The following is a 19,152-nucleotide window of genomic DNA, read 5'->3' on the forward strand; positions in this document are numbered from 1 at the left end:
GGGAAGGCAGAACACCAATGCGCGCTCAGTTCGTGCTCTCCGAGATCGGCGTCGGCCTCCGGCGTAATCTCACGATGACGTTCGCCGTCATCGTCTCCGTGGCCCTCTCGCTCGCCCTCTTCGGCGGCGCGCTGCTCATGCGCGAGCAGGTCAGCACGATGAAGGACTACTGGTACGACAAGGTCAACGTCTCGATCTTCCTCTGCAACAAGAACGACGCGGCCACGTCCACCAAGTGCGCCAAGGGCGCGGTCACCGCGCAGCAGAAGGAACAGATCGAGGCCGATCTGAAGAAGATGGACATCGTCGAGACCGTGCACCACGAGTCGACCGACGAGGCGTACAAGCACTACAAGGAGCAGTACAGCGACACCGCCATCGCCTCCGTCATCACGCCGGACCAGATGCAGGAGTCGTTCCGGGTCAAGCTGCACGACCCGGAGAAGTACAAGGTCGTCGCCACCGCCTTCGCCGGCCGGGACGGAGTCGAGTCGATCCAGGACCAGCGCAACATCCTGCAGAACCTCTTCGACCTGATGAACGGCATGAACATCGCCGCGCTCGGCATCATGGGTCTGATGCTCGTCATCGCGCTGATGCTGATCGTCAACACGGTGCGCGTCTCCGCCTTCAGCCGGCGGCGGGAAACCGGCATCATGCGGCTGGTCGGCGCCTCCAGTTTCTACATCCAGATGCCGTTCATCATGGAGGCCGCCTTCGCCGGACTCCTCGGCGGCGCCGTCGCCTGCGTCATGCTGCTGGTGGGCCGTTACTTCCTGATCGACCACGGCATCGCGCTCGCCGACAAGATGCAGCTCGTCAACTTCATCGGCTGGGACGCCGTCCTCGCCAAGCTGCCGCTCGTCATCGCCATCGGCCTGCTGATGCCCGCCTTGGCCGCTTTCGTCGCGCTGCGCAAGTACCTCAAGGTGTGAGAAGAACCGCCTGAGTACCCCTGGCGCCGTGCGGTCAACCACCGTACGGCGCCTTTCTCTTGTCCTAGAGTGGGCGGCATGCCGGTCGGCCCCGGGCTCCGTCCCGACCACTGTCTCCGGCCCCGCGGAGTCCTCCGTGGGGCCGCTTTGACGTTGGTCTTCGCGGGGGTGCTCGCCACCGCCGCCGCCACCGGATCGCTGCCCCGGCAGCAGACGGACCCGGTGAAGGCCGTACGGGCCGTGCCCTCGCGGGCGAGCGTCGACCGGGCGACCGTCGACCGCGCCGCCCTCGCCCGCGCGGCCGCCGAGGCGATGGCCGACGGCAAGTCGGGCGAGAAAGCCGCCGAGGAGTTCGTCAGCCGCAGCGGCGACCGCTGGGGCGTGGTGTACGGCCCCGGGGAGTACGAGGAGTTCGAGCAGGCCCTCGACGGCTCGTACACGGGCGTCGGGCTCTCCGCGCGGAAGGCGGGCCCGGGACGGGTCGAGATCAGCCGCGTACGGGCCGGCGGACCCGCCGCCCGCGCCGGACTCCGCGCCGGCGACCGCCTCGTCACCCTCGACGGCCGGCCCGTCGGCGGGCTCCCCGTCCCGGAGGTCGTCGCCCTGCTGCGCGGCGACGGCGTCCCCGGCACCACCGTCACGCTCGGCGTGGAGCGCGACCGCTCCGCCCGGACCGTGACCCTGAGCCGGGCCCGGCTCGCCACCGAGGACGTCACCGTGCGCCGCCTCGACGACGGGACGGTGCTGATCAAGGTGTCCGCCTTCACCAAGGGGACGGGCGAGCGGGTACGGGCGGCGGTACGGGCCGCCCCGGCCGGCGCCGGAGTCCTGCTGGACCTGCGCGGCAACCCCGGGGGCCTGGTCACCGAGGCCGCCGTCGCCGCCTCCGCCTTCCTCGACGGCGGCCTGGTCGCCACGTACGACGTCGACGGCGAGGAGCGCGCGGTGTACGCCCAGCGCGGCGGGGACACCGAACGGCCCGTGGTGGCGCTCGTCGACGGCGGCACGATGAGCGCGGCCGAGCTTCTGACCGGCGCCCTGAAGGACCGGGGCCGGGCGGTCACCGTCGGCTCGCGCACCTTCGGCAAGGGCGCGGTGCAGATGCCGAGCACCCTGCCCGACGGCTCCGTCGCCGAGCTGACGGTCGGGCACTACCGCACCCCGGCCGGTCACGGCGTCGACGGCCGCGGCATCACGCCGGACCTGGCCGTCGGCGACGCCACCGGCGAGCGGGCCGAGGAGCGGGCCCGAACGGTATTGAGTGGCCTCGGAGGGGGCTCGTAGTGCGAAAATGGCCGCACTATGGCAAAGGGACTGGTCAACGTACAGGGCAAGCCGGCGGCGAAGAAGGACAAGGAGCCGGAGCGCAAGCTGATCGCGCAGAACAAGAAGGCGCGGCACGACTACCACATCATCGACACCTATGAGTGCGGCCTGGTGCTCATGGGCACCGAGGTGAAGTCGCTCAGGATGGGCCGGGCCTCGCTGGTCGACGGCTTCGTCCAGATCGACGGGGGCGAGGCGTGGCTGCACAACATCCACGTGCCCGAGTACTTCCAGGGCAGCTGGACCAACCACGCGGCGAAGCGGAAGCGCAAGCTGCTGCTGCACCGCGAGGAGATCGACAAGCTGGAGTCGAAGGCGCAGGAGACGGGTCACACGATCGTGCCCCTCGCGCTGTACTTCCTCAGCGGCCGGGTCAAGGTCGAGATCGCGCTCGCCAAGGGCAAGAAGGAGTACGACAAGCGGCAGACGCTCCGCGAGAAGCAGGACACCCGGGAGACGAACCGGGCGATCGCGGCGGCGAAGCGACGCCAGCGGGCCGCCCAGGGCTGACCCGCTCCGGCCCGCGGGAATACGCTGGCAACGGCACCCGTTGTTCACGTACGATGGGCCCTGCACCCCACAGCGGGTGCGGTCTTTTGAAAAATCAACATGGGGATGATCGGTTTCGACAGCGGATGTCGAAGCAGGGGAAGCGTGTCGAGGAAGCGGCAATGATCTCGTAAACCATATGTCGCAACCAATAATCGCCAACTCCAAGAGCGATAACTCCCGCTTCGCCCTCGCTGCCTAATTTTTAGGTAACGAGTAGAAGCCTCTGTGAGGAGCGTCAGCCCGGGGATGGTCCCGACCCGGATCCTGGCGTCATCAAGGGATCTAAACCTCTAGCCCCGGTCACGGGGGCCTGAGGGAAATCAAACAGTGACTGAGCCCGTCGGAGACTTGTCCGCGTGATCTCCGGGGCTGAGAAACTCCTAGCGGACTGCACACGGAGAAGCCCTGATTCTGCACCGTTGGACGCGGGTTCGATTCCCGCCATCTCCACTCATCCCATGTGGGCACAGGCCCGGCAGTCGTCACGACGACCGCCGGGCCTTTGTCATGCGCCCGCGCCCCTCGTCCGTGCCGCCCCCACCCCGGTCACCGTGCAGAGCAGCAGGGCCAGGGTGGCCGCCGCCGTCGAGGCGAGGAAGGCGTAGGTCGTCGCCGGGGCGTGGTCGGCGGCCCAGCCGGCGGTGGCCGAGCCGGCGGCGATGCCGCCGAGGAGGGCGGTCACGGCGAGGGTCATGCCCTCGTTGAGGCGGCCGGGCGGCGTCAGGCGCTGGACCAGGGACATGCCCGTGACCATCGTCGGGGCGGTCGCCATGCCCGCCGCCAGCAGCCCGGCCGACAGGGCGAGGAGCGATCCGGACCAGGCCCCGAGGAAGGGCAGCGTCATCAGGCAGGCCATCGCCGAGAGGCAGGTGCGCAGGCGGACCGAGCGGCCGGTGCGGCCGTAGACGAGACCGGCCGCGCAGGAGCCCCCGGCCTGGAGGGCGAGGATCGGCCCGGCCAGCGGGCCGTCCGCATGGGCCAGGGTGGAGACCTCCAGCGCCCCGAAGACCGCGCCCGTGGCCAGGAAGACCCCGAGCAGCGCCGCCATCCCCGGCACGCGCGTCAGGGAGCCGGCGGCCGTGGTGGCGCGAGGGGCGGGCGGCGGCTCCGTGGCCCGCTGGGCCGCGAAGATCAGGACCCCGGTGAGCAGCAGGACCGCGCCGATCAGCGTGCCCGCCTCCGGGAACAGGGCCGCGCAGAGGAAGGCGGCCAGGACCGGGCCCAGCATGAAGCACAGCTCGTCCGCGGCCTGCTCGAAGGCGTTGGCCGTGTGCAGGGACGCCGGGTCGCCGCGGTGGAGGTGGGCCCAGCGGGCGCGGGACATGCCTCCCGTGTTGGGGGTGGTGGCGGTCGCCGCGTAGGCGACGAACAGGGTCCAGGCGGGTGCCTCGTAGTGCACGCACAGCAGCAGGGCGAGCGAGCCGAGCGCGGCGAGCGCGGTGGCCGGCACCGCGACCCTGGCCTGTCCGTACCGGTCGACGAGCCGCGCCGTCCGGGGTGCGACGACGGCGGTGGCCGCCAGCCCGGTCGCCGTCACCGCGCCGGCCAGCGCGTACGAGCCGTACGCACCGGCGATCATGATCACGGCGCTGACGCTGAACATCCCCATCGGCAGGCGGGCGATCAGATTGCCGACGGTGAAGGCGCGGGCGCCGGGCAGGGCGAAGAGCCGCAGGTAGGGGTTGGTGGACGGGCGGGGTTCGCGGTATCGGGGGGCGAGCGCGGGGCCCGCCGGGGTGAGGGTGAGGCCGGGGGTGCGGCCGGGGGTGAGGCGTGACTGCGGCATGGATCAAGGTTCGGGCCGGGTGGGCCGCGCGGTCCAACACCTGCTCCGTGGCCATTCACGCGCCTGTGTTGTTGAATGCGGGGTGCCCACTTCGTACGAGATCGAGCCCCGGCTCCTGCGCGCCTTCACCGCCGTCGCCGACGAGCTGCACTTCACCCGCGCCGCCGCCCGCCTGTACGTCGCACAGCAGGCGCTCAGCCGCGACGTCCGGCGTCTGGAGCGGGAGCTGGGCGTGGAGCTCTTCGTCCGGACCACCCGGCAGGTGGCGCTCACCTCGGACGGCGAGCGGCTCCTCCCGTACGCGCGCAGGGTGCTTGCCGCCTGCGACGAGCTCTCCGACGCCTTCCGGGCGGCGACCCGGCCGCTGCTCGTCGACCTCAACACCACGGACCTGGCCAACGGCCGCGTCCTGGAGCGGGCCCGCGAACTCGCCCCCGACCAGGAGCTGATGGCCCGTTACGAAAGCGGCCTGACGGGGGCCGCGGCACAGATCCTCGCCGGGAACCTCGACGTGTCCTTCGGCCGGTTCGGCGGGCTCGGCGCCGCCGAACGGGCGGGGCTCGCCTCGCAGTTCGTACGGTACGAGGCGATGGCGGTGCTGCTGCCGGAGGATCACCCGCTCGTGGACCTGGCTACCGTACCGCTGGCCGCGCTGGCGGGGACGAGCGTCTACGCGGCGGCGGGCAACGACCGGACGCGGGAGTGGACCGACCTGGCCGCACGGCTCTTCGAGGGCCGGGGCATAGCCGTGGCGCCGCGCGCGCCGATGGCCGTGGGGAAGGAGGAGTTCCGCCGGATCATGGCCAAGCTCGGCATCCCGGCCCTCGTGGTGGTCGACTTCCCGCCCATCCCGGGGCACGTGCTGCGGCCCCTCGTCGATCCCGTGCCGCTGTCGCCGGTGAGCCTGGTGTGGCGCAAGGGCCTGCGGCATCCGGCGCTCGACGCGCTGCGCGCGGCGGCGGCGGAGATCGGCGCGCGGGAGGGCTGGCTGGAGCGCCCGGAGGGCGCGTGGCTCCCGGAAGCGGAACCGGGCGTCCCGGCGGCCTGAGGGCCTGGGGGCCTGGGGGCCTGGGGCGACGGGGGCCAGGAGGCCGGTTGGTGACGGGGCCCGGTGTCCCGCGGCGACGGCCGGCGGTACGGTGGCGGCCGGTCCGGCGGTACGGTGGCGACCGGCCCCGCGCCCCGGGCGCTCACAGCAGGCGTCCGCGTCGGGTGAGAGCAAGGTTCCGTACCCGTCACTTCCTGCCACCGGTCTGAAACGCTGCCCCTCTAGCGTCGGCCGCACGAGGTCCAGAGCATCTGGACCCCGGGACCCGACACCGTGGAGGTATCTGATGGGCGGCCGCTGGATCGAACGGTGGGAGCCGGAGGACGAGACCTTCTGGCGCGAGAAGGGAGAGCGGATCGCACGGCGGAATCTCGTCTTCTCCGTGTTCTCCGAGCACATCGGCTTCTCGATCTGGAGCCTGTGGTCGGTCATGGTCCTGTTCATGGGACCGCAGTACGGCATCGACCCCGCCGGGAAGTTCTTCCTGATCGCGACCGCCACCTTCGTCGGCGCGCTCATCCGCATCCCGTACACCTTCGCCGTCGCCCGGTTCGGCGGCCGGAACTGGACGATCTTCAGCGCGCTGCTGCTCCTCCTGCCGACCGGCCTCGCCTTCGTGGTGATGGAGCCGGGCACCTCGTACGGCACCTTCGTCCTGGTGGCGGCGCTGACCGGCGTCGGCGGCGGCAACTTCGCCTCTTCCATGACCAACATCAACGCCTTCTTCCCGCTGCGGAGGAAAGGCTGGGCGCTCGGCCTCAACGCGGGCGGCGGCAACATCGGCGTCCCCGTCGTGCAGCTCGTCGGCCTGCTCGTCATCGGCACCGCCGGCGCCCTGCACCCGCGGATCGTCCTCGGCGTCTACCTGCCGCTGATCGTGGTCGCCGCGGTCTGCTCCGCGCTCTTCATGGACAACCTGGCCCCGGTCAAGAACGACACCGGCGCCGTCAAGGAGGCCGTGGCCGCCAAGCACACGTGGATCATGGCCTTCCTCTACATCGGCACCTTCGGCTCCTTCATCGGATACAGCTTCGCCTTCGGTCTCGTCCTGCAGACCCAGTTCGGCCGGACCCCGCTGCAGGCCGCCTCGCTCACCTTCATCGGCCCCCTGCTCGGTTCCCTCATCAGGCCCGTGGGCGGCGCGCTCGCCGACCGGCACGGCGGCGCCCGCATCACGCTGTGGACCTTCGTCGCCATGGCCGCCGCGACCGGGATCGTCGTCTACGCCTCGGTCGTGGAGTCGCTCGCCGTCTTCCTCGTCGGCTTCATCGGACTCTTCGTCCTCAGCGGCCTCGGCAACGGCTCCACTTTCAAGATGATCCCGGCGATCTTCCTCGCGCAGGGGCACCGCAAGGGGCTCTCCGGCGAGGCGGCGGAGGCGTACGGCCGCAGGCTCTCCGGGGCCTCCATGGGGCTGATCGGCGCGATCGGCGCACTCGGCGGCCTCGGCATCAACCTCGCCTTCCGGCAGTCCTTCCAGACGGCAGGCACCGGCACCTCGGCCTTCGTCGCCTTCCTGCTCTTCTACGCGGCGTGCATCGTCGTGACCTGGGCGGTATACCTTCGCCGGCCGGCCGCCGTGCCCGACACGGCGGAGACGGCCGAGACGGCAGAGGTTGCGGAGGGCGAGAAGCCGCGGCTCGGTTACGCCGAGGTGTGATCCACCGTGGTCCGTAACGGCCAAGAAATACGGGCGAACCGAGTCTGTCACGCTTCACCGTCAGGCTCGGTCGTCATGTACGAGCAAGAGCAAGGTCCCCTCGCGGGGTTCACCGTCGGAGTCACGGCGGCGCGGCGCGCGGACGAGCTGGGCGCGCTCCTCCGCCGGCGCGGCGCGGCCGTCGTCCACGGTCCCGCGCTGCGGATCGTGCCGCTCGCCGACGACACCGATCTCCTGGCGGCGACCAAGGAACTCATCGACCACGCCCCCGACGTCGTCGTCGCCACCACGGCGATCGGCTTCCGGGGCTGGGTCGAGGCGGCGGACGGCTGGGGGTACGGCGAGGAGCTGCTCGACTGCCTCCGGGGCGTCGAGCTCCTCGCCCGCGGCCCCAAGGTCAAGGGCGCGGTCCGCGCGGCCGGGCTCAACGAGTCGTGGTCGCCGTCCTCCGAGTCGATGGCGGAGGTCCTCGACCGGCTGCTCGGCGAGGGCGTCGCCGGGCGGCGGATCGCGCTCCAGCTGCACGGGGAGCCGCTGCCGGGCTTCGTGGAGTCGCTGACGGCGGCCGGCGCCGAGGTCGTCGGCGTCCCCGTCTACCGGTGGATGCCGCCGGAGGACATCGGTCCGCTCGACCGCCTCCTCGACGGGGTGCTGTCCGGCACGCTGGACGCGGTGACCTTCACCAGCGCCCCGGCCGCCGCGTCGCTGCTGACCCGGGCGGAGGACCGGGGGGTACGGGCGGAGCTGCTGGCGGCGCTGCGGCACGAGGTGCTCGCGGTGTGCGTGGGGCCGGTCACGGCGCTGCCGCTCCAGGCGCACGGCATCGACACGCTCCAGCCGGAGCGCTTCCGGCTCGGGCCGCTGGTGCAGCTGCTCTGCCAGGAGCTGCCGTCCCGGGCCCGTACGCTCCCGGTGGCCGGGCACAGCATCGAGATCCGGGGCCACGCGGTCCTCGTCGACGGCTGCCTTCGCCCGGTGCCGCCCGCCGGGATGGCGCTGATCAACACCCTGGCCCGGCGCCCCGGCTGGGTCGTCTCCCGGGCCGATCTGCTGCGGGCCCTGCCGGGCGCGGGCCGCGACGAGCACGCCGTGGAGACGGCGATGGCCCGGCTCCGGACGGCCCTGGGCACGCCGAAGCTGATCCAGACGGTGGTGAAGCGGGGGTACCGGCTGGCGCTCGACCCGTCGGCGGACACGAAGTACGGGGACGGGTAAGGGGACGGGCAGGGGGAGGGGCAGGAGGGACGGCTAAGGTGCGCGCGACCCGGCACGATGGAGGCCGGGTGTGCGGCGGATTATCGTACGGGGATGATCCACATCCGGCCCGCCGAGCCCACCGACGCCCCCGCCCTCGCCGCCGCGCTCCTGCGCAACCGCGCGCACCTGGGTCCCACGGAGCCGTACCGGTCCGAGCGGTACTACACCGCCGAGGGGCAGGCGGAGCGGCTCGCGGACGGCGGCGCGAGGTGGTTCGCGGTCGACGGCGAGGCGATCGTCGGCGCCGCCATCCTCTCCCAGATCTTCCTCGGGCCCTTCCGCAGCGCCTCCCTCGGCTACTGGGTCGACGGCGCGTACACAGGCCGGGGCCTGGCCGGCCGGCTGGTCGAGGAGGTCTGCCGGGCCGCCCGCGATGAGCTCGGCCTGCACCGGATACAGGCCGGCACGCTCCTCGACAATCACGCCTCCCAGCGCGTCCTGGCCAAGAGCGGCTTCGAGCGGATCGGCACCGCGCCCCGCTACCTGCACATCGACGGCGCCTGGCGCGACCACCACCTCTTCCAGCGCATCCTTCACGACAACCCGCCCCCGCGGGACTAGCCGGGCTCGGCCGGCGGGTGCACTCTGGTCGGGCGCGCGAACGGCTTCCGATCGTGAGGTGGTGACAGGGGCATGACCGTACGGTTCGACTCCGGGCGGATCTGCCTGGACCTCGCCGCCCAGCCGCTCGACCGCACCGAGGCGACCGAGGAGACCCAGGCCACCGAGGCGCTCGACCACTTCCTGCACGCCACCGGACTCGTCCCGGCCGCCACGGCGCTGCGCGCGCTCGACGAGCGGTGGGTCGCCCGCTTCCGCGAACTGCGCGACTGCGTCACCGCCCTGGTCGACGCCCAGCTCGACGCCCAGCTCCACGCCCAGCTCGACGGCGGGTGGTCCCCGGACGGTCGCGCCGACCCCGCCCTGGAACGGCTCAACGCCCTCGCCGCCGCCTCCCCGCCCCCTGCTCCCCGTGCCGTCCGGGCGGAAAGCGGCCTGCTCGTACGGGAGTTGGGCGACGAGCCCGACTGCCGCGCCCTGCTCGCCGCCGTCGCCCGTGACGCCGTCGACCTGCTCACCGACCCCACCGCCCGCGCCCTGCTCCGCCGGTGCGAGGGCGACGGCTGCCGCCGCTGCTACCTCGACACCTCCCGAGGGCGCCGCCGCCGCTGGTGCTCCAGCGAGGCCTGCGGCAACCGGGAGCGCGTTGCCCGGCATCGGGCAGCCCGGCGCGCGAAGGTGACGGTCTGAAAAAACTCGCGCCCGCGTTGAGCACAACCCGCCCGCGCTCCGTACCACTTGGCGACCACAGGGGCTCGACCGGGAGGTGCAGGTGCGCAAGGATGCGGCCGTGGCCGATGACCGTCCGCATCGGGCCCGGCATCGCAGCGAGGAGAGACGCCTCCGACCCGCCGTCCCCGACGAGGAGTTGATGCGCTCTCTCTACCGGGAACACGCCGGACCCCTGCTCGCCTACGTACTTCGACTCGTCGCCGGCGACCGCCAGCGCGCCGAGGACGTCGTACAGGAGACGCTCATCCGTGCCTGGAAGAACGCCGGTCAGCTCAACCGGGCGACCGGCTCTGTCAGACCCTGGCTGGTGACGGTCGCCCGGCGCATCGTCATCGACGGCCACCGAAGCCGGCAGGCCCGGCCTCAGGAGGTCGATCCGTCACCGCTCGAGGTCCTGCCCGCGGAGGACGAGATCGACAAGGCGCTGTGGCTGATGACGCTCTCTGACGCACTCGACGATTTGACCCCCGCCCACCGGGAAGTGTTGGTCGAGACCTACTTCAAGGGGCGTACCGTCAACGAGGCGGCCGAGACCCTCGGCATACCGGCCGGGACCGTGCGTTCCCGGGTGTTCTACGCACTGCGTTCGATGAAGCTCGCGCTGGAGGAGAGGGGGGTAACGGTATGACGTCGCCACATGACGCGGCAGGTGCGTACGTGCTCGGCGTCCTGGACGCCGCCGACGCCGCCGCGTTCGAAGCTCATCTCGCGGGCTGTGACGTGTGCGCCGCGCACGTGGAGGAGTTCGCCGGCATGGAGCCCATGCTGGCGATGCTGGCCGAGGGACCCACCCAGGCCCCCGAAACCGGTGCGATGCGCACGGCCGCCGGCCTGTACGCCGTGGACCCCGCCGCGCCCGGCGGTCCTCCCGTCGATCCGTACGCCGAGGAGGCCTTCGACGCCTTCGCGCCCCGACCGCCCGCGCCGGTGTCGTCCGTGCCGGTGTCGTCCGTGCCCCCGGCCCGTACCCCCGGATCCGCCGTGCCCGCCGTCCCTGCCGTCGCCGCCGGGCCGGGGCCCGAGCTCCTCGACCGGCTCATCGACGAGGTGGGCGCCCGCCGGGCCCGCTCGCGCCGCCGCGCCTTCGCCCTCGTCGCGGCCGCCGCCGTCCTCGTCGTCGGCGGCCCCGCCGTCGCCGTCGTCGCCACCTCCGGCGGCGAGAAGGGGAACCGCGCCGTCGAACCCCACCCCACCAGCCCCGCAGAGGACGCCTTCTTCCACCACATGGAGGAGAAGATCCAGGCCACCGACCCGGTCACCCAGGTCAGCGCCACCGTCGGCCTGGAGAAGAAGGGCTGGGGCACCCACACCGTCCTGGAGCTCAAGAACGTCAAGGGCCCCCTGAAGTGCCGGCTCGTCGCCGTCTCCAAGAGCGGCGAGGAGGAGATCGTCACCTCCTGGGCCGTGCCGAAGTGGGGATACGGCATCCCGGGCGCCACCCAGGAGAGCGCCAAACACCCCCTCTACGTGCACGGCGGAGCGGCCATGGACCGGGGCGACATCGACCGCTTCGAGGTCCGGACCTTCGACGGCACCCCACTGGTGGAGGTCGACGCCTGACATACGCCCCCGCGTGGCATAAGCTCGACGGCTGCCCAGTGCACATCAGAAGGGGGCCTCGGTGGCCGCGCAGGAAGCCGTCGATACGGTCCGGGACCGCGAGATCGGTGTCGAACAGGAACATCTTGATCAGGTCTACCGCCGCCTCGAGGAGAAGATCCACGAGGCGGAATTCCTGATGCACGACGCCGCCCAGCGCGGCCAGGTCGGCACGCCCGGCGCACTCGCCGAACGGGACGCCCAGGTCTTCCGGGCCGGCGTCCATCTCAACCGGCTGAACAACGAGTTCGAGGACTTCCTCTTCGGCCGGATCGATCTGCTGTACGGCAAGGACGGCAAGAAGGGGCCCGACGGCGCGTACACCTCCGTCGAGCCCGCCGAGGACGCCGTACGGTCCGACGGCACCCATCAGTACGCCGACATCGGCGAGACCCTCCACATCGGCCGCATCGGCGTCCTCGACTCCGACTACGCCCCGCTGGTCATCGACTGGCGCGCCCCCGCCGCGGCACCCTTCTACCGCTCCACCCCGGTCGACCCGGGCCGCGTGGTGCGCCGACGGGTCATCCGCTCCAAGGGCCGCAAGGTCCTCGGCGTCGAGGACGACCTGATGCGTCCCGAGCTGAAGGCCACCCTCGACGGGCGCGAGCTGCCGGTGATCGGCGACGGCGCCCTGATGGCCGCGCTCGGCCAGGCCCGCAGCCACACCATGCGGGACATCGTCTCCTCCATCCAGGCCGAGCAGGACCTGGTCATCCGGGCCCCCGCCGCCTCCGTGACGTACGTCGAGGGCGGCCCGGGCACCGGCAAGACCGCCGTCGCCCTGCACCGGGCGGCCTACCTGCTCTACCAGGACCGGCGGCGGTACGCGGGCGGCATCCTGATCGTCTCGCCGACCCCGCTGCTCGTCTCGTACACCGAAGGCGTGCTGCCCTCGCTCGGCGAGGAGGGCCAGGTCGCCATCCGCGCCCTCGGCTCGCTCGTCGACGGCGTGGAGGCCACCGCGTACGACGATCCGGCCGTGGCCCGGATCAAGGGCTCCTCCCGCATGGTCGCCGTCCTGCGCAAGGCGGCCCGCGGCGCCCTGGAGACCCCGGCGCCCAGAGCCCAGGCCCAGCTCGCCCTGGGGGAGGACGAGGACGCCCCGGCGCCCGCCGGCACCCCCACCCGCCTGCGGGTCGTCGCCTTCGGCCGCCGCCTGGAGCTGGAGGCCGACGAGCTCCAGCGCATCAGGCACAACGTGCTCGGCGGCTCGGCGCCCGTCAACCTGCTGCGCCCGCGCGCCCGCCGGCTGCTGCTCGACGCGCTGTACGCCAAGTCCGGCGCCGTCGGCCGGCACAGCGACCCCGAGCTCGCCGCCGAGCTGCGCTCCTCCTTCGACGAGGACGTCTCCACCGAGGACTCCTTCCTCACCTTCCTCGACGCCTGGTGGCCCGAGCTCACCCCGCGCCGGGTCCTCGACGCGATGGCCGACGAGAAGCGCCTCGGCCGCTGGGCCCGGCGGATCCTCAACCCGGGCGAGGTCCGGCGCCTCGCCCGCTCCCTGCGCCGCGACGCCCTGTCCGTCCACGACGTGGCGCTCCTCGACGAGCTGGGCACCCTCCTCGGCGCCCCGGCCCGGCCCCGCAAGAAGCGGGAGTACGACCCGCTGGACCAGCTGACAGGTCTCGAGGAGCTGATGCCCGTACGGGAGGAGACGCAGCGCGAGCGGGCCGAGCGGCTCGCGGCGGAGCGCGTCGAGTACGCGCACGTCATCGTCGACGAGGCCCAGGACCTCACCCCCATGCAGTGGCGGATGGTCGGGCGACGCGGCCGGCACGCGACCTGGACGGTCGTGGGCGACCCGGCGCAGTCCTCCTGGTCCACCCCGGACGAGGCTGCCGAAGCCCGGGACGAGGCGCTGGGCAGCCGCCCGCGCCGCCGCTTCGAGCTGACCGTGAACTACCGCAACCCGGCGGAGATCGCCGAGCTGGCCGCCAAGGTGCTCGCGCTCGCCATGCCGGGCAAGGAGTCGCCGCGGGCGGTCCGCTCCACGGGGGTCGAGCCGCGGTTCGTCGCCGTGGGCGAGAAGGAGGAGTTGGCCGAAACCGTACGGTCGGAGGCGGCCAGGCTGCTCGAACGGGTGGAGGGCACGGTCGGCGTCGTGGTCGCCATGAACCGGCGCGAACAGGCCGCCCGCTGGCTGGCCGGTCTCGGCGACCGGGTGGTGGCGCTCGGCTCCCTGGAGGCCAAGGGCCTGGAGTACGACGCCACAGTGGTGGTCTCGCCCGCGGAGATCGCGGACGAGTCCCCGGCCGGGCTGCGCGTGCTGTACGTGGCGCTGACCCGGGCCACCCAGCAGCTGACGGTGATCTCGGGCACCCGGGACGTACCGGACGCGGACGGTGTCCCGGACCTCCTGAGGGACTAGAGGGACTGGAGGGACTGGAGGGACGAGGAGCCATGGGCTGATTCAGGTCAACCCGCGCGGGAGGAATCACTTACCAGGGTGGTTTGTTAGCCTTGTCGTGGCACCGGCTCGATCCAAGCCCCCGGGCCCAACCTTCGTCCCTTAGAGGGACCACTTGCCGCGAGGCGAGCATGGCGGGTCGGTGCCACTTTGTACGTCCATACAGAAGAGGTCCGTGTCACCCCCGGGTGATCACGGACCTCTTCTGTTTGCCCCCTGTTTCTCGTATGGTGGAAACTACTTTCCGAAAACAAAATGACCGCATTACCTGCTACCGACAGGTAGGTGCGACCATCGGAGGGCGCCGCCGGGCAACCAGCCGGGGCGGCGTAGCAACGAAGCTCAGGGAAAGCAGAGGAACTCGGCCATGGCAACGGCGCCCAGCGTCTCGTATTCGATGACGGTCCGGCTGGAGGTTCCCGCGAGCGGGACCGCGGTCTCCCAGCTCACCACGGCGGTGGAGTCCCACGGCGGTTCCGTCACCGGCCTCGACGTGACCGCCTCCGGCCACGAGAAGCTCCGGATCGACGTCACCATCGCCGCGACCTCCACCGCGCACGCCGACGAGATCGTCGAGCAGCTGCGCGGCATCGAGGGCGTCACGCTGGGCAAGGTCTCCGACCGTACGTTCCTGATGCACCTCGGCGGCAAGATCGAGATGGCGTCCAAGCACCCCATCCGCAACCGTGACGACCTCTCCATGATCTACACCCCGGGTGTGGCCCGGGTCTGCATGGCGATCGCCGAGAACCCCGAGGACGCCCGCCGCCTCACCATCAAGCGCAACTCCGTCGCGGTCGTGACGGACGGCTCCGCCGTCCTCGGCCTCGGCAACATCGGCCCGATGGCCGCGCTGCCCGTCATGGAGGGCAAGGCGGCCCTCTTCAAGCGCTTCGCCGGCATCGACGCGTGGCCCATCTGCCTCGACACCCAGGACAGCGACGAGATCGTCGCGATCGTCAAGGCCATCGCCCCCGGCTTCGCGGGCATCAACCTCGAGGACATCTCGGCCCCCCGCTGCTTCGAGATCGAGGCCCGGCTGCGCGAGGCCCTCGACATCCCCGTCTTCCACGACGACCAGCACGGCACCGCGATCGTCGTCCTCGCCGCCCTCACCAACGCCCTGCGCGTGGTGGGCAAGGGCATCGGCGACGTCCGTGTCGTGATGTCCGGCGCCGGCGCGGCCGGCACGGCCATCCTCAAGCTGCTGATCGCGGCCGGCGTCAAGCACGCGGTCGTCGCCGACATCCACGGTGTGGTGCACGCGGGCCGCGAGGACCTCGTCGACGCCGCGCCCGGCACGCCGCTGCGCTGGATCGCCGACAACACCAACCCCGAAGGCGTCACCGGCACCCTCAAGCAGGCCGTGGCCGGCGCGGACGTGTTCATCGGCGTCTCGGCCCCGAACGTGCTCGGCGCGGACGACGTCGCCGCCATGGCGGAGGGCGCGATCGTCTTCGCGCTCGCGAACCCGGACCCCGAGGTCGACCCGGCGATCGCCCGTCAGACGGCCGCCGTCGTCGCCACCGGACGCTCGGACTTCCCCAACCAGATCAACAACGTGCTGGTCTTCCCCGGCGTCTTCCGCGGCCTGCTGGACGCCCACTCCCGCACGGTCAACACGGAGATGATGCTGGCCGCGGCCACCGCGCTCGCCGGCGTCGTCACCGAGGACGAGCTGAACCCCAACTACATCATCCCCTCCGTCTTCAACGACAAGGTCGCGGGCGCCGTTGCCGGTGCCGTTCGCAACGCCGCGAAGGCGGCCGGATCGGGCCCCGACAACGGTGCTCAGGGGCTGTGACCGGCCCCACGTCGGCCTGAGAAACGGCGCGTCGCGAGTCGCCGCGCCGTAAACCCGCCTTTAGGGTGGCGGTTCGGCTCCAAAGAGTTTCGGCGGAGTCGACGGAACGTCACCACGCCGGAGGCCGTGGCGCTTTTCGTGTGACCCCAGAGGGTGCCGGATTGGCGTTCCCGCCGCTGGTGGGGGCAGGATGCCTATTCGGGCGCGAGGGTCTGTCAGCAGACCCGGGTCCGGGGACTGTCCGAGGGCCCTGGCAGCATCGGCTTCGATCTCACGCCTCACAGGCAAGAAGAACACGGGAGTAACAACATGAACCGCAGTGAGCTGGTGGCCGCCCTGGCCGACCGCGCCGAGGTGACCCGCAAGGACGCCGACGCCGTGCTGGCCGCTCTCGCCGAGACCGTCGGTGAGGTCGTCGCCAAGGGCGACGAGAAGGTCACCATCCCCGGCTTCCTGACCTTCGAGCGCACCCACCGTGCCGCTCGCACCGCTCGTAACCCGCAGACCGGCGACCCGATCAACATCCCGGCCGGCTACAGCGTGAAGGTCTCCGCGGGCTCGAAGCTCAAGGAAGCCGCCAAGGGCAAGTAAGCAGCCTGTAGGCAGCAGAAAGGGCGGCCACCCCTGTCAGGGGGTGGCCGCCCTCTCGTTTGCCTCTGTACGGGCCTGTGGGGCCTGTGTGGGCCTTGTACGGGCCTGTACGGGGCCGGGAAGCGCCTCAGACCAGCGCGCTGCCCGGGAGCTCGACCTTGGCGCCGAGCTCGACGAGCTTCTCCATGAAGTTCTCGTAACCCCGGTTGATCAGGTCGATCCCGTGGACACGGGAGGTCCCCTGCGCCGCGAGCGCCGCGATCAGGTACGAGAAGCCGCCGCGCAGGTCCGGGATGACCAGATCGGCGCCCTGGAGCTTCGTCGGGCCGGAGACGACCGCCGAGTGCAGGAAGTTGCGCTGGCCGAAGCGGCAGTCGGAGCCGCCCAGGCACTCGCGGTACAGCTGGATGTGGGCGCCCATCTGGTTCAGCGCCGAGGTGAAGCCCAGCCGGGACTCGTACACCGTCTCGTGGACGATGGAGAGGCCCGCCGCCTGCGTCAGGGCCACCACCAGCGGCTGCTGCCAGTCGGTCTGGAAACCGGGGTGCACGTCCGTCTCCAGCGCGATCGCGTTCAGCGACCCGCCCGGGTGCCAGAAGCGGATGCCCTCGTCGTCGATCTCGAAGGCGCCACCCACCTTGCGGTAGGTGTTGAGGAAGGTCATCATCGAGCGCTGCTGGGCGCCCCTGACGTAGATGTTGCCCTCGGTCGCCAGCGCCGCGGACGCCCAGGAGGCCGCCTCAAGGCGGTCCGGGAGCGCCCGGTGGGTGTAGCCGTCGAGCCGGTCGACACCGGTGATCCGGATCGTCCGGTCGGTGTCCATGGAGATGATCGCGCCCATTTTCTGCAGGACGCAGATCAGGTCCTCGATCTCGGGCTCCACGGCCGCGTTCGAGAGCTCGGTGACACCCTCCGCCAGGACGGCCGTGAGCAGCACCTGCTCGGTCGAGCCGACCGAGGGGTACGGCAGCCGGATCTTGGTGCCGCGCAGCCGCTGCGGGGCCTCCAGGTACTGCCCGTCCGCGCGCTTCTCGATCGTCGCGCCGAACTGGCGCAGCACGTCGAAGTGGAAGTCGATCGGCCGGCCGCCGATGTCGCAGCCGCCGAGGCCCGGGATGAAGGCGTGGCCGAGGCGGTGCAGCAGCGGGCCGCAGAAGAGGATCGGAATGCGCGACGAACCCGCGTGGGCGTCGATGTCCGCCACGTTGGCGGACTCGACGTGCGTCGGGTCCAGGACCAGCTCGCCCGGCTCCTCGCCGGGGCGGACCGTCACTCCGTGGAGCTGGAGGAGCCCGCGCACCACGCGGACGTCACGGATGTCGGGCACATTGCGCAGTCGGCTGGGTCCGCTGCCGAGCAGGGCGGCGACCATCGCCTTGGGCACGAGGTTCTTCGCGCCGCGGACGCGGATCTCGCCCTCCAGCGGGGTTCCGCCGTGGACAAGCAGTACATCGTCTGTGCCGGTCATGAATCTCGCGTTCCGGAGAGGTCGGGCAGGGGGCCAGGGAAAAGGGTAAGGGGGGAGAAGGCCTCCGATGTCAGTCCGAGGGGGCCCCGCAGACGTAATGAATTCGGCACAACACCCTCTGTTCATACGATCTTGCGGAGCGTCACCGTCCGCTTCTACCCCCGATCGCCCCACCCATCCGCGCCCCTCCCTCCTGAACTGCGCCGGTGCGCGGACGACGCCCACCCGGCCGTACAGCCCCCGCGAAAGCCGAAGATGCGGGATCATGTGTCGCATGACCGAGGTGTCCTCGCTCACAGGACGGCTGCTCGTCGCCACCCCCGCCCTGGCCGACCCCAATTTCGAGCGCGCGGTGGTGCTCCTCCTCGACCACGACGACGAGGGCTCGCTCGGCGTTGTCCTGAACCGGCCGACACCGGTGACGGTCGGCGACATCCTCGCCCCCTGGGCCGACCTCGCCGGCGAACCGGGTGTGGTCTTCCAGGGCGGCCCCGTCTCCCTGGACGCGGCGCTCGGCATCGCGGTGATCCCCGGCGACGAGGGCCCGCTGGGGTGGCGCCGGGTGTTCGGCGCGATCGGCCTGGTGGACCTGGAGACTCCACCGGAGCTCCTCGGCCCCGCTCTCGGCTCGCTCCGGATCTTCGCGGGTTACGCCGGATGGGGGCCGGGCCAGCTGGAGACGGAGCTGGGCGAGGGAGCCTGGTACGTCGTCGAGTCCGAACCGGGCGACGTCTCCTCGCCCCGCCCGGAGACCCTCTGGCGCGAGGTCCTACGCCGCCAGCGGGGCGACCTGGCGATGGTGGCGACGTACCCGGACGACCCGTCGCTCAACTGAGACGCGCGGGCGGCGCGGGTACGCGTCGCGCTTCAGTACCCTTGGCACTTATGAGCACTCTCGAGCCCGAGCGCGGGGCAGGAACGGGAACCCTCGTCGAGCCGACGCCGCAGGTGTCCCACGGTGACGGCGACCACGAGCGCTACGCCCATTACGTCCAGAAGGACAAGATCATGGCGAGTGCCCTCGACGGCACTCCCGTGGTGGCACTGTGCGGGAAGGTCTGGGTGCCGGGGCGCGACCCCAAGAAGTACCCGGTCTGTCCGATGTGCAAGGAGATCTACGAGTCCATGGGCCCCGGCGGGGACAAGGACAAGGGCAAGGGCGGCAAGGACGGCAAGTAGGACGGTCCTGCCTCGGGGACGGCCCCCGGTGCGTGTACTCCGGTACGCGCGCCGGGGGCCGTTTCGCGTTTCCGGGTGAGTGTGAGCCGTTGCGCGGGGTGCTTCCGCGGGTCACAGAGTGGTTGAGACCACTTGTCCGGGCGCTTGCCCGGGCCCTAACCTCTCGCCTGTTGTGCAGCACGAAACGACCGTTGCGCATGCTGCAACGGGCGGAGCTGCAATGCCGATTGGTGGGAGCCCCCGT

17 protein-coding genes and 1 other RNA gene are annotated in these 19,152 nt (G+C 71.5%); 16 read left to right on the forward strand and 2 right to left on the reverse strand.

What is annotated here, in order from left to right; genetic code table 11:
* Nucleotides 1-17: 17 nt before the first annotated feature.
* The 4 genes from ftsX to ssrA all read left to right on the forward strand — a co-directional run bounded on the left by ftsX (nucleotide 18) and on the right by ssrA (nucleotide 3,266).
* The gene (gene ftsX / locus ACF06X_RS00170; protein ID WP_392284902.1) at nucleotides 18-935 is read left to right on the forward strand and encodes a permease-like cell division protein FtsX; all 918 of its coding nucleotides are present in this window, start codon (nucleotides 18-20) and stop codon (nucleotides 933-935) included.
* A gap of 78 nt (nucleotides 936-1,013) precedes the next feature.
* Nucleotides 1,014-2,219, forward strand: a complete 1,206-nt coding sequence (locus tag ACF06X_RS00175) for a S41 family peptidase (protein ID WP_392284903.1) — start codon at nucleotides 1,014-1,016, stop codon at nucleotides 2,217-2,219.
* 18 nt (nucleotides 2,220-2,237) lie between these two features.
* Complete coding sequence (gene smpB / locus ACF06X_RS00180) at nucleotides 2,238-2,771, forward strand: SsrA-binding protein SmpB (protein ID WP_392284904.1); 534 nt, start codon at nucleotides 2,238-2,240, stop codon at nucleotides 2,769-2,771.
* 101 nt (nucleotides 2,772-2,872) lie between these two features.
* Nucleotides 2,873-3,266: a transfer-messenger RNA gene (gene ssrA, locus ACF06X_RS00185) on the forward strand.
* A 52-nt stretch (nucleotides 3,267-3,318) separates the two neighbouring features.
* Here the strand turns inward: ssrA and ACF06X_RS00190 are convergent.
* Entirely contained in the window at nucleotides 3,319-4,599 is a 1,281-nt protein-coding gene (locus tag ACF06X_RS00190) for an MFS transporter (protein WP_392284905.1), read from the reverse strand.
* Nucleotides 4,600-4,681: 82 nt separating this feature from the next.
* Here ACF06X_RS00190 and ACF06X_RS00195 point away from each other — a divergent pair, with 82 nt between their 5' ends.
* From ACF06X_RS00195 to ACF06X_RS00240, 10 genes are all read left to right on the forward strand, one after another.
* Entirely contained in the window at nucleotides 4,682-5,647 is a 966-nt protein-coding gene (locus ACF06X_RS00195; RefSeq protein ID WP_392284906.1) for a LysR family transcriptional regulator, read from the forward strand.
* A 286-nt stretch (nucleotides 5,648-5,933) separates the two neighbouring features.
* Nucleotides 5,934-7,307, forward strand: coding sequence for a nitrate/nitrite transporter (locus ACF06X_RS00200; RefSeq protein WP_392284907.1), 1,374 nt, complete (start codon nucleotides 5,934-5,936; stop codon nucleotides 7,305-7,307).
* A 75-nt stretch (nucleotides 7,308-7,382) separates the two neighbouring features.
* Entirely contained in the window at nucleotides 7,383-8,522 is a 1,140-nt protein-coding gene (locus ACF06X_RS00205; RefSeq protein WP_392284908.1) for a uroporphyrinogen-III synthase, read from the forward strand.
* Nucleotides 8,523-8,615: 93 nt separating this feature from the next.
* On the forward strand, nucleotides 8,616-9,125 hold the full coding sequence (locus ACF06X_RS00210) for a GNAT family N-acetyltransferase (protein WP_392284909.1): 510 nt from the start codon (nucleotides 8,616-8,618) through the stop codon (nucleotides 9,123-9,125).
* Nucleotides 9,126-9,197: 72 nt separating this feature from the next.
* Nucleotides 9,198-9,815: a CGNR zinc finger domain-containing protein gene (locus tag ACF06X_RS00215; RefSeq protein WP_392284910.1), complete on the forward strand. Its 618-nt coding sequence runs from the start codon at nucleotides 9,198-9,200 to the stop codon at nucleotides 9,813-9,815.
* A 76-nt stretch (nucleotides 9,816-9,891) separates the two neighbouring features.
* The gene (locus tag ACF06X_RS00220; RefSeq protein ID WP_189600955.1) at nucleotides 9,892-10,485 is read left to right on the forward strand and encodes a sigma-70 family RNA polymerase sigma factor; all 594 of its coding nucleotides are present in this window, start codon (nucleotides 9,892-9,894) and stop codon (nucleotides 10,483-10,485) included.
* Nucleotides 10,482-11,417: an anti-sigma factor family protein gene (locus tag ACF06X_RS00225; RefSeq protein ID WP_392284911.1), complete on the forward strand. Its 936-nt coding sequence runs from the start codon at nucleotides 10,482-10,484 to the stop codon at nucleotides 11,415-11,417. The genes ACF06X_RS00220 and ACF06X_RS00225 overlap by 4 nt, the downstream gene beginning before the upstream one ends.
* Nucleotides 11,418-11,478: 61 nt before the next feature.
* The gene (locus ACF06X_RS00230; protein WP_392284912.1) at nucleotides 11,479-13,827 is read left to right on the forward strand and encodes a HelD family protein; all 2,349 of its coding nucleotides are present in this window, start codon (nucleotides 11,479-11,481) and stop codon (nucleotides 13,825-13,827) included.
* A 406-nt stretch (nucleotides 13,828-14,233) separates the two neighbouring features.
* Nucleotides 14,234-15,670 (forward strand): NAD-dependent malic enzyme, encoded by a 1,437-nt coding sequence (locus tag ACF06X_RS00235; RefSeq protein ID WP_392284913.1) that lies wholly within the window; start codon nucleotides 14,234-14,236, stop codon nucleotides 15,668-15,670.
* Between the two features lie 309 nt (nucleotides 15,671-15,979).
* Nucleotides 15,980-16,261, forward strand: coding sequence for an HU family DNA-binding protein (locus ACF06X_RS00240; protein WP_017237029.1), 282 nt, complete (start codon nucleotides 15,980-15,982; stop codon nucleotides 16,259-16,261).
* Between the two features lie 127 nt (nucleotides 16,262-16,388).
* Here the strand turns inward: ACF06X_RS00240 and murA are convergent, their stop codons facing one another.
* The gene (gene murA / locus ACF06X_RS00245) at nucleotides 16,389-17,729 is read right to left on the reverse strand and encodes a UDP-N-acetylglucosamine 1-carboxyvinyltransferase (RefSeq protein ID WP_158987783.1); all 1,341 of its coding nucleotides are present in this window, start codon (nucleotides 17,727-17,729) and stop codon (nucleotides 16,389-16,391) included.
* A 274-nt stretch (nucleotides 17,730-18,003) separates the two neighbouring features.
* Here murA and ACF06X_RS00250 point away from each other — a divergent pair, with 274 nt between their 5' ends.
* Both ACF06X_RS00250 and ACF06X_RS00255 read left to right on the forward strand, forming a co-directional pair.
* A complete protein-coding gene (locus tag ACF06X_RS00250) occupies nucleotides 18,004-18,564 on the forward strand; it encodes a YqgE/AlgH family protein (protein WP_392284914.1) in 561 nt (186 codons plus the stop codon).
* Nucleotides 18,565-18,614: 50 nt separating this feature from the next.
* Entirely contained in the window at nucleotides 18,615-18,908 is a 294-nt protein-coding gene (locus tag ACF06X_RS00255; protein WP_392284915.1) for a DUF3039 domain-containing protein, read from the forward strand.
* The last annotated feature ends 244 nt before the right edge of the window (nucleotides 18,909-19,152 follow it).

Source organism: Streptomyces sp. NPDC015346, assembly GCF_043078785.1.
Classification (GTDB): Bacteria; Actinomycetota; Actinomycetes; order Streptomycetales; family Streptomycetaceae; genus Streptomyces.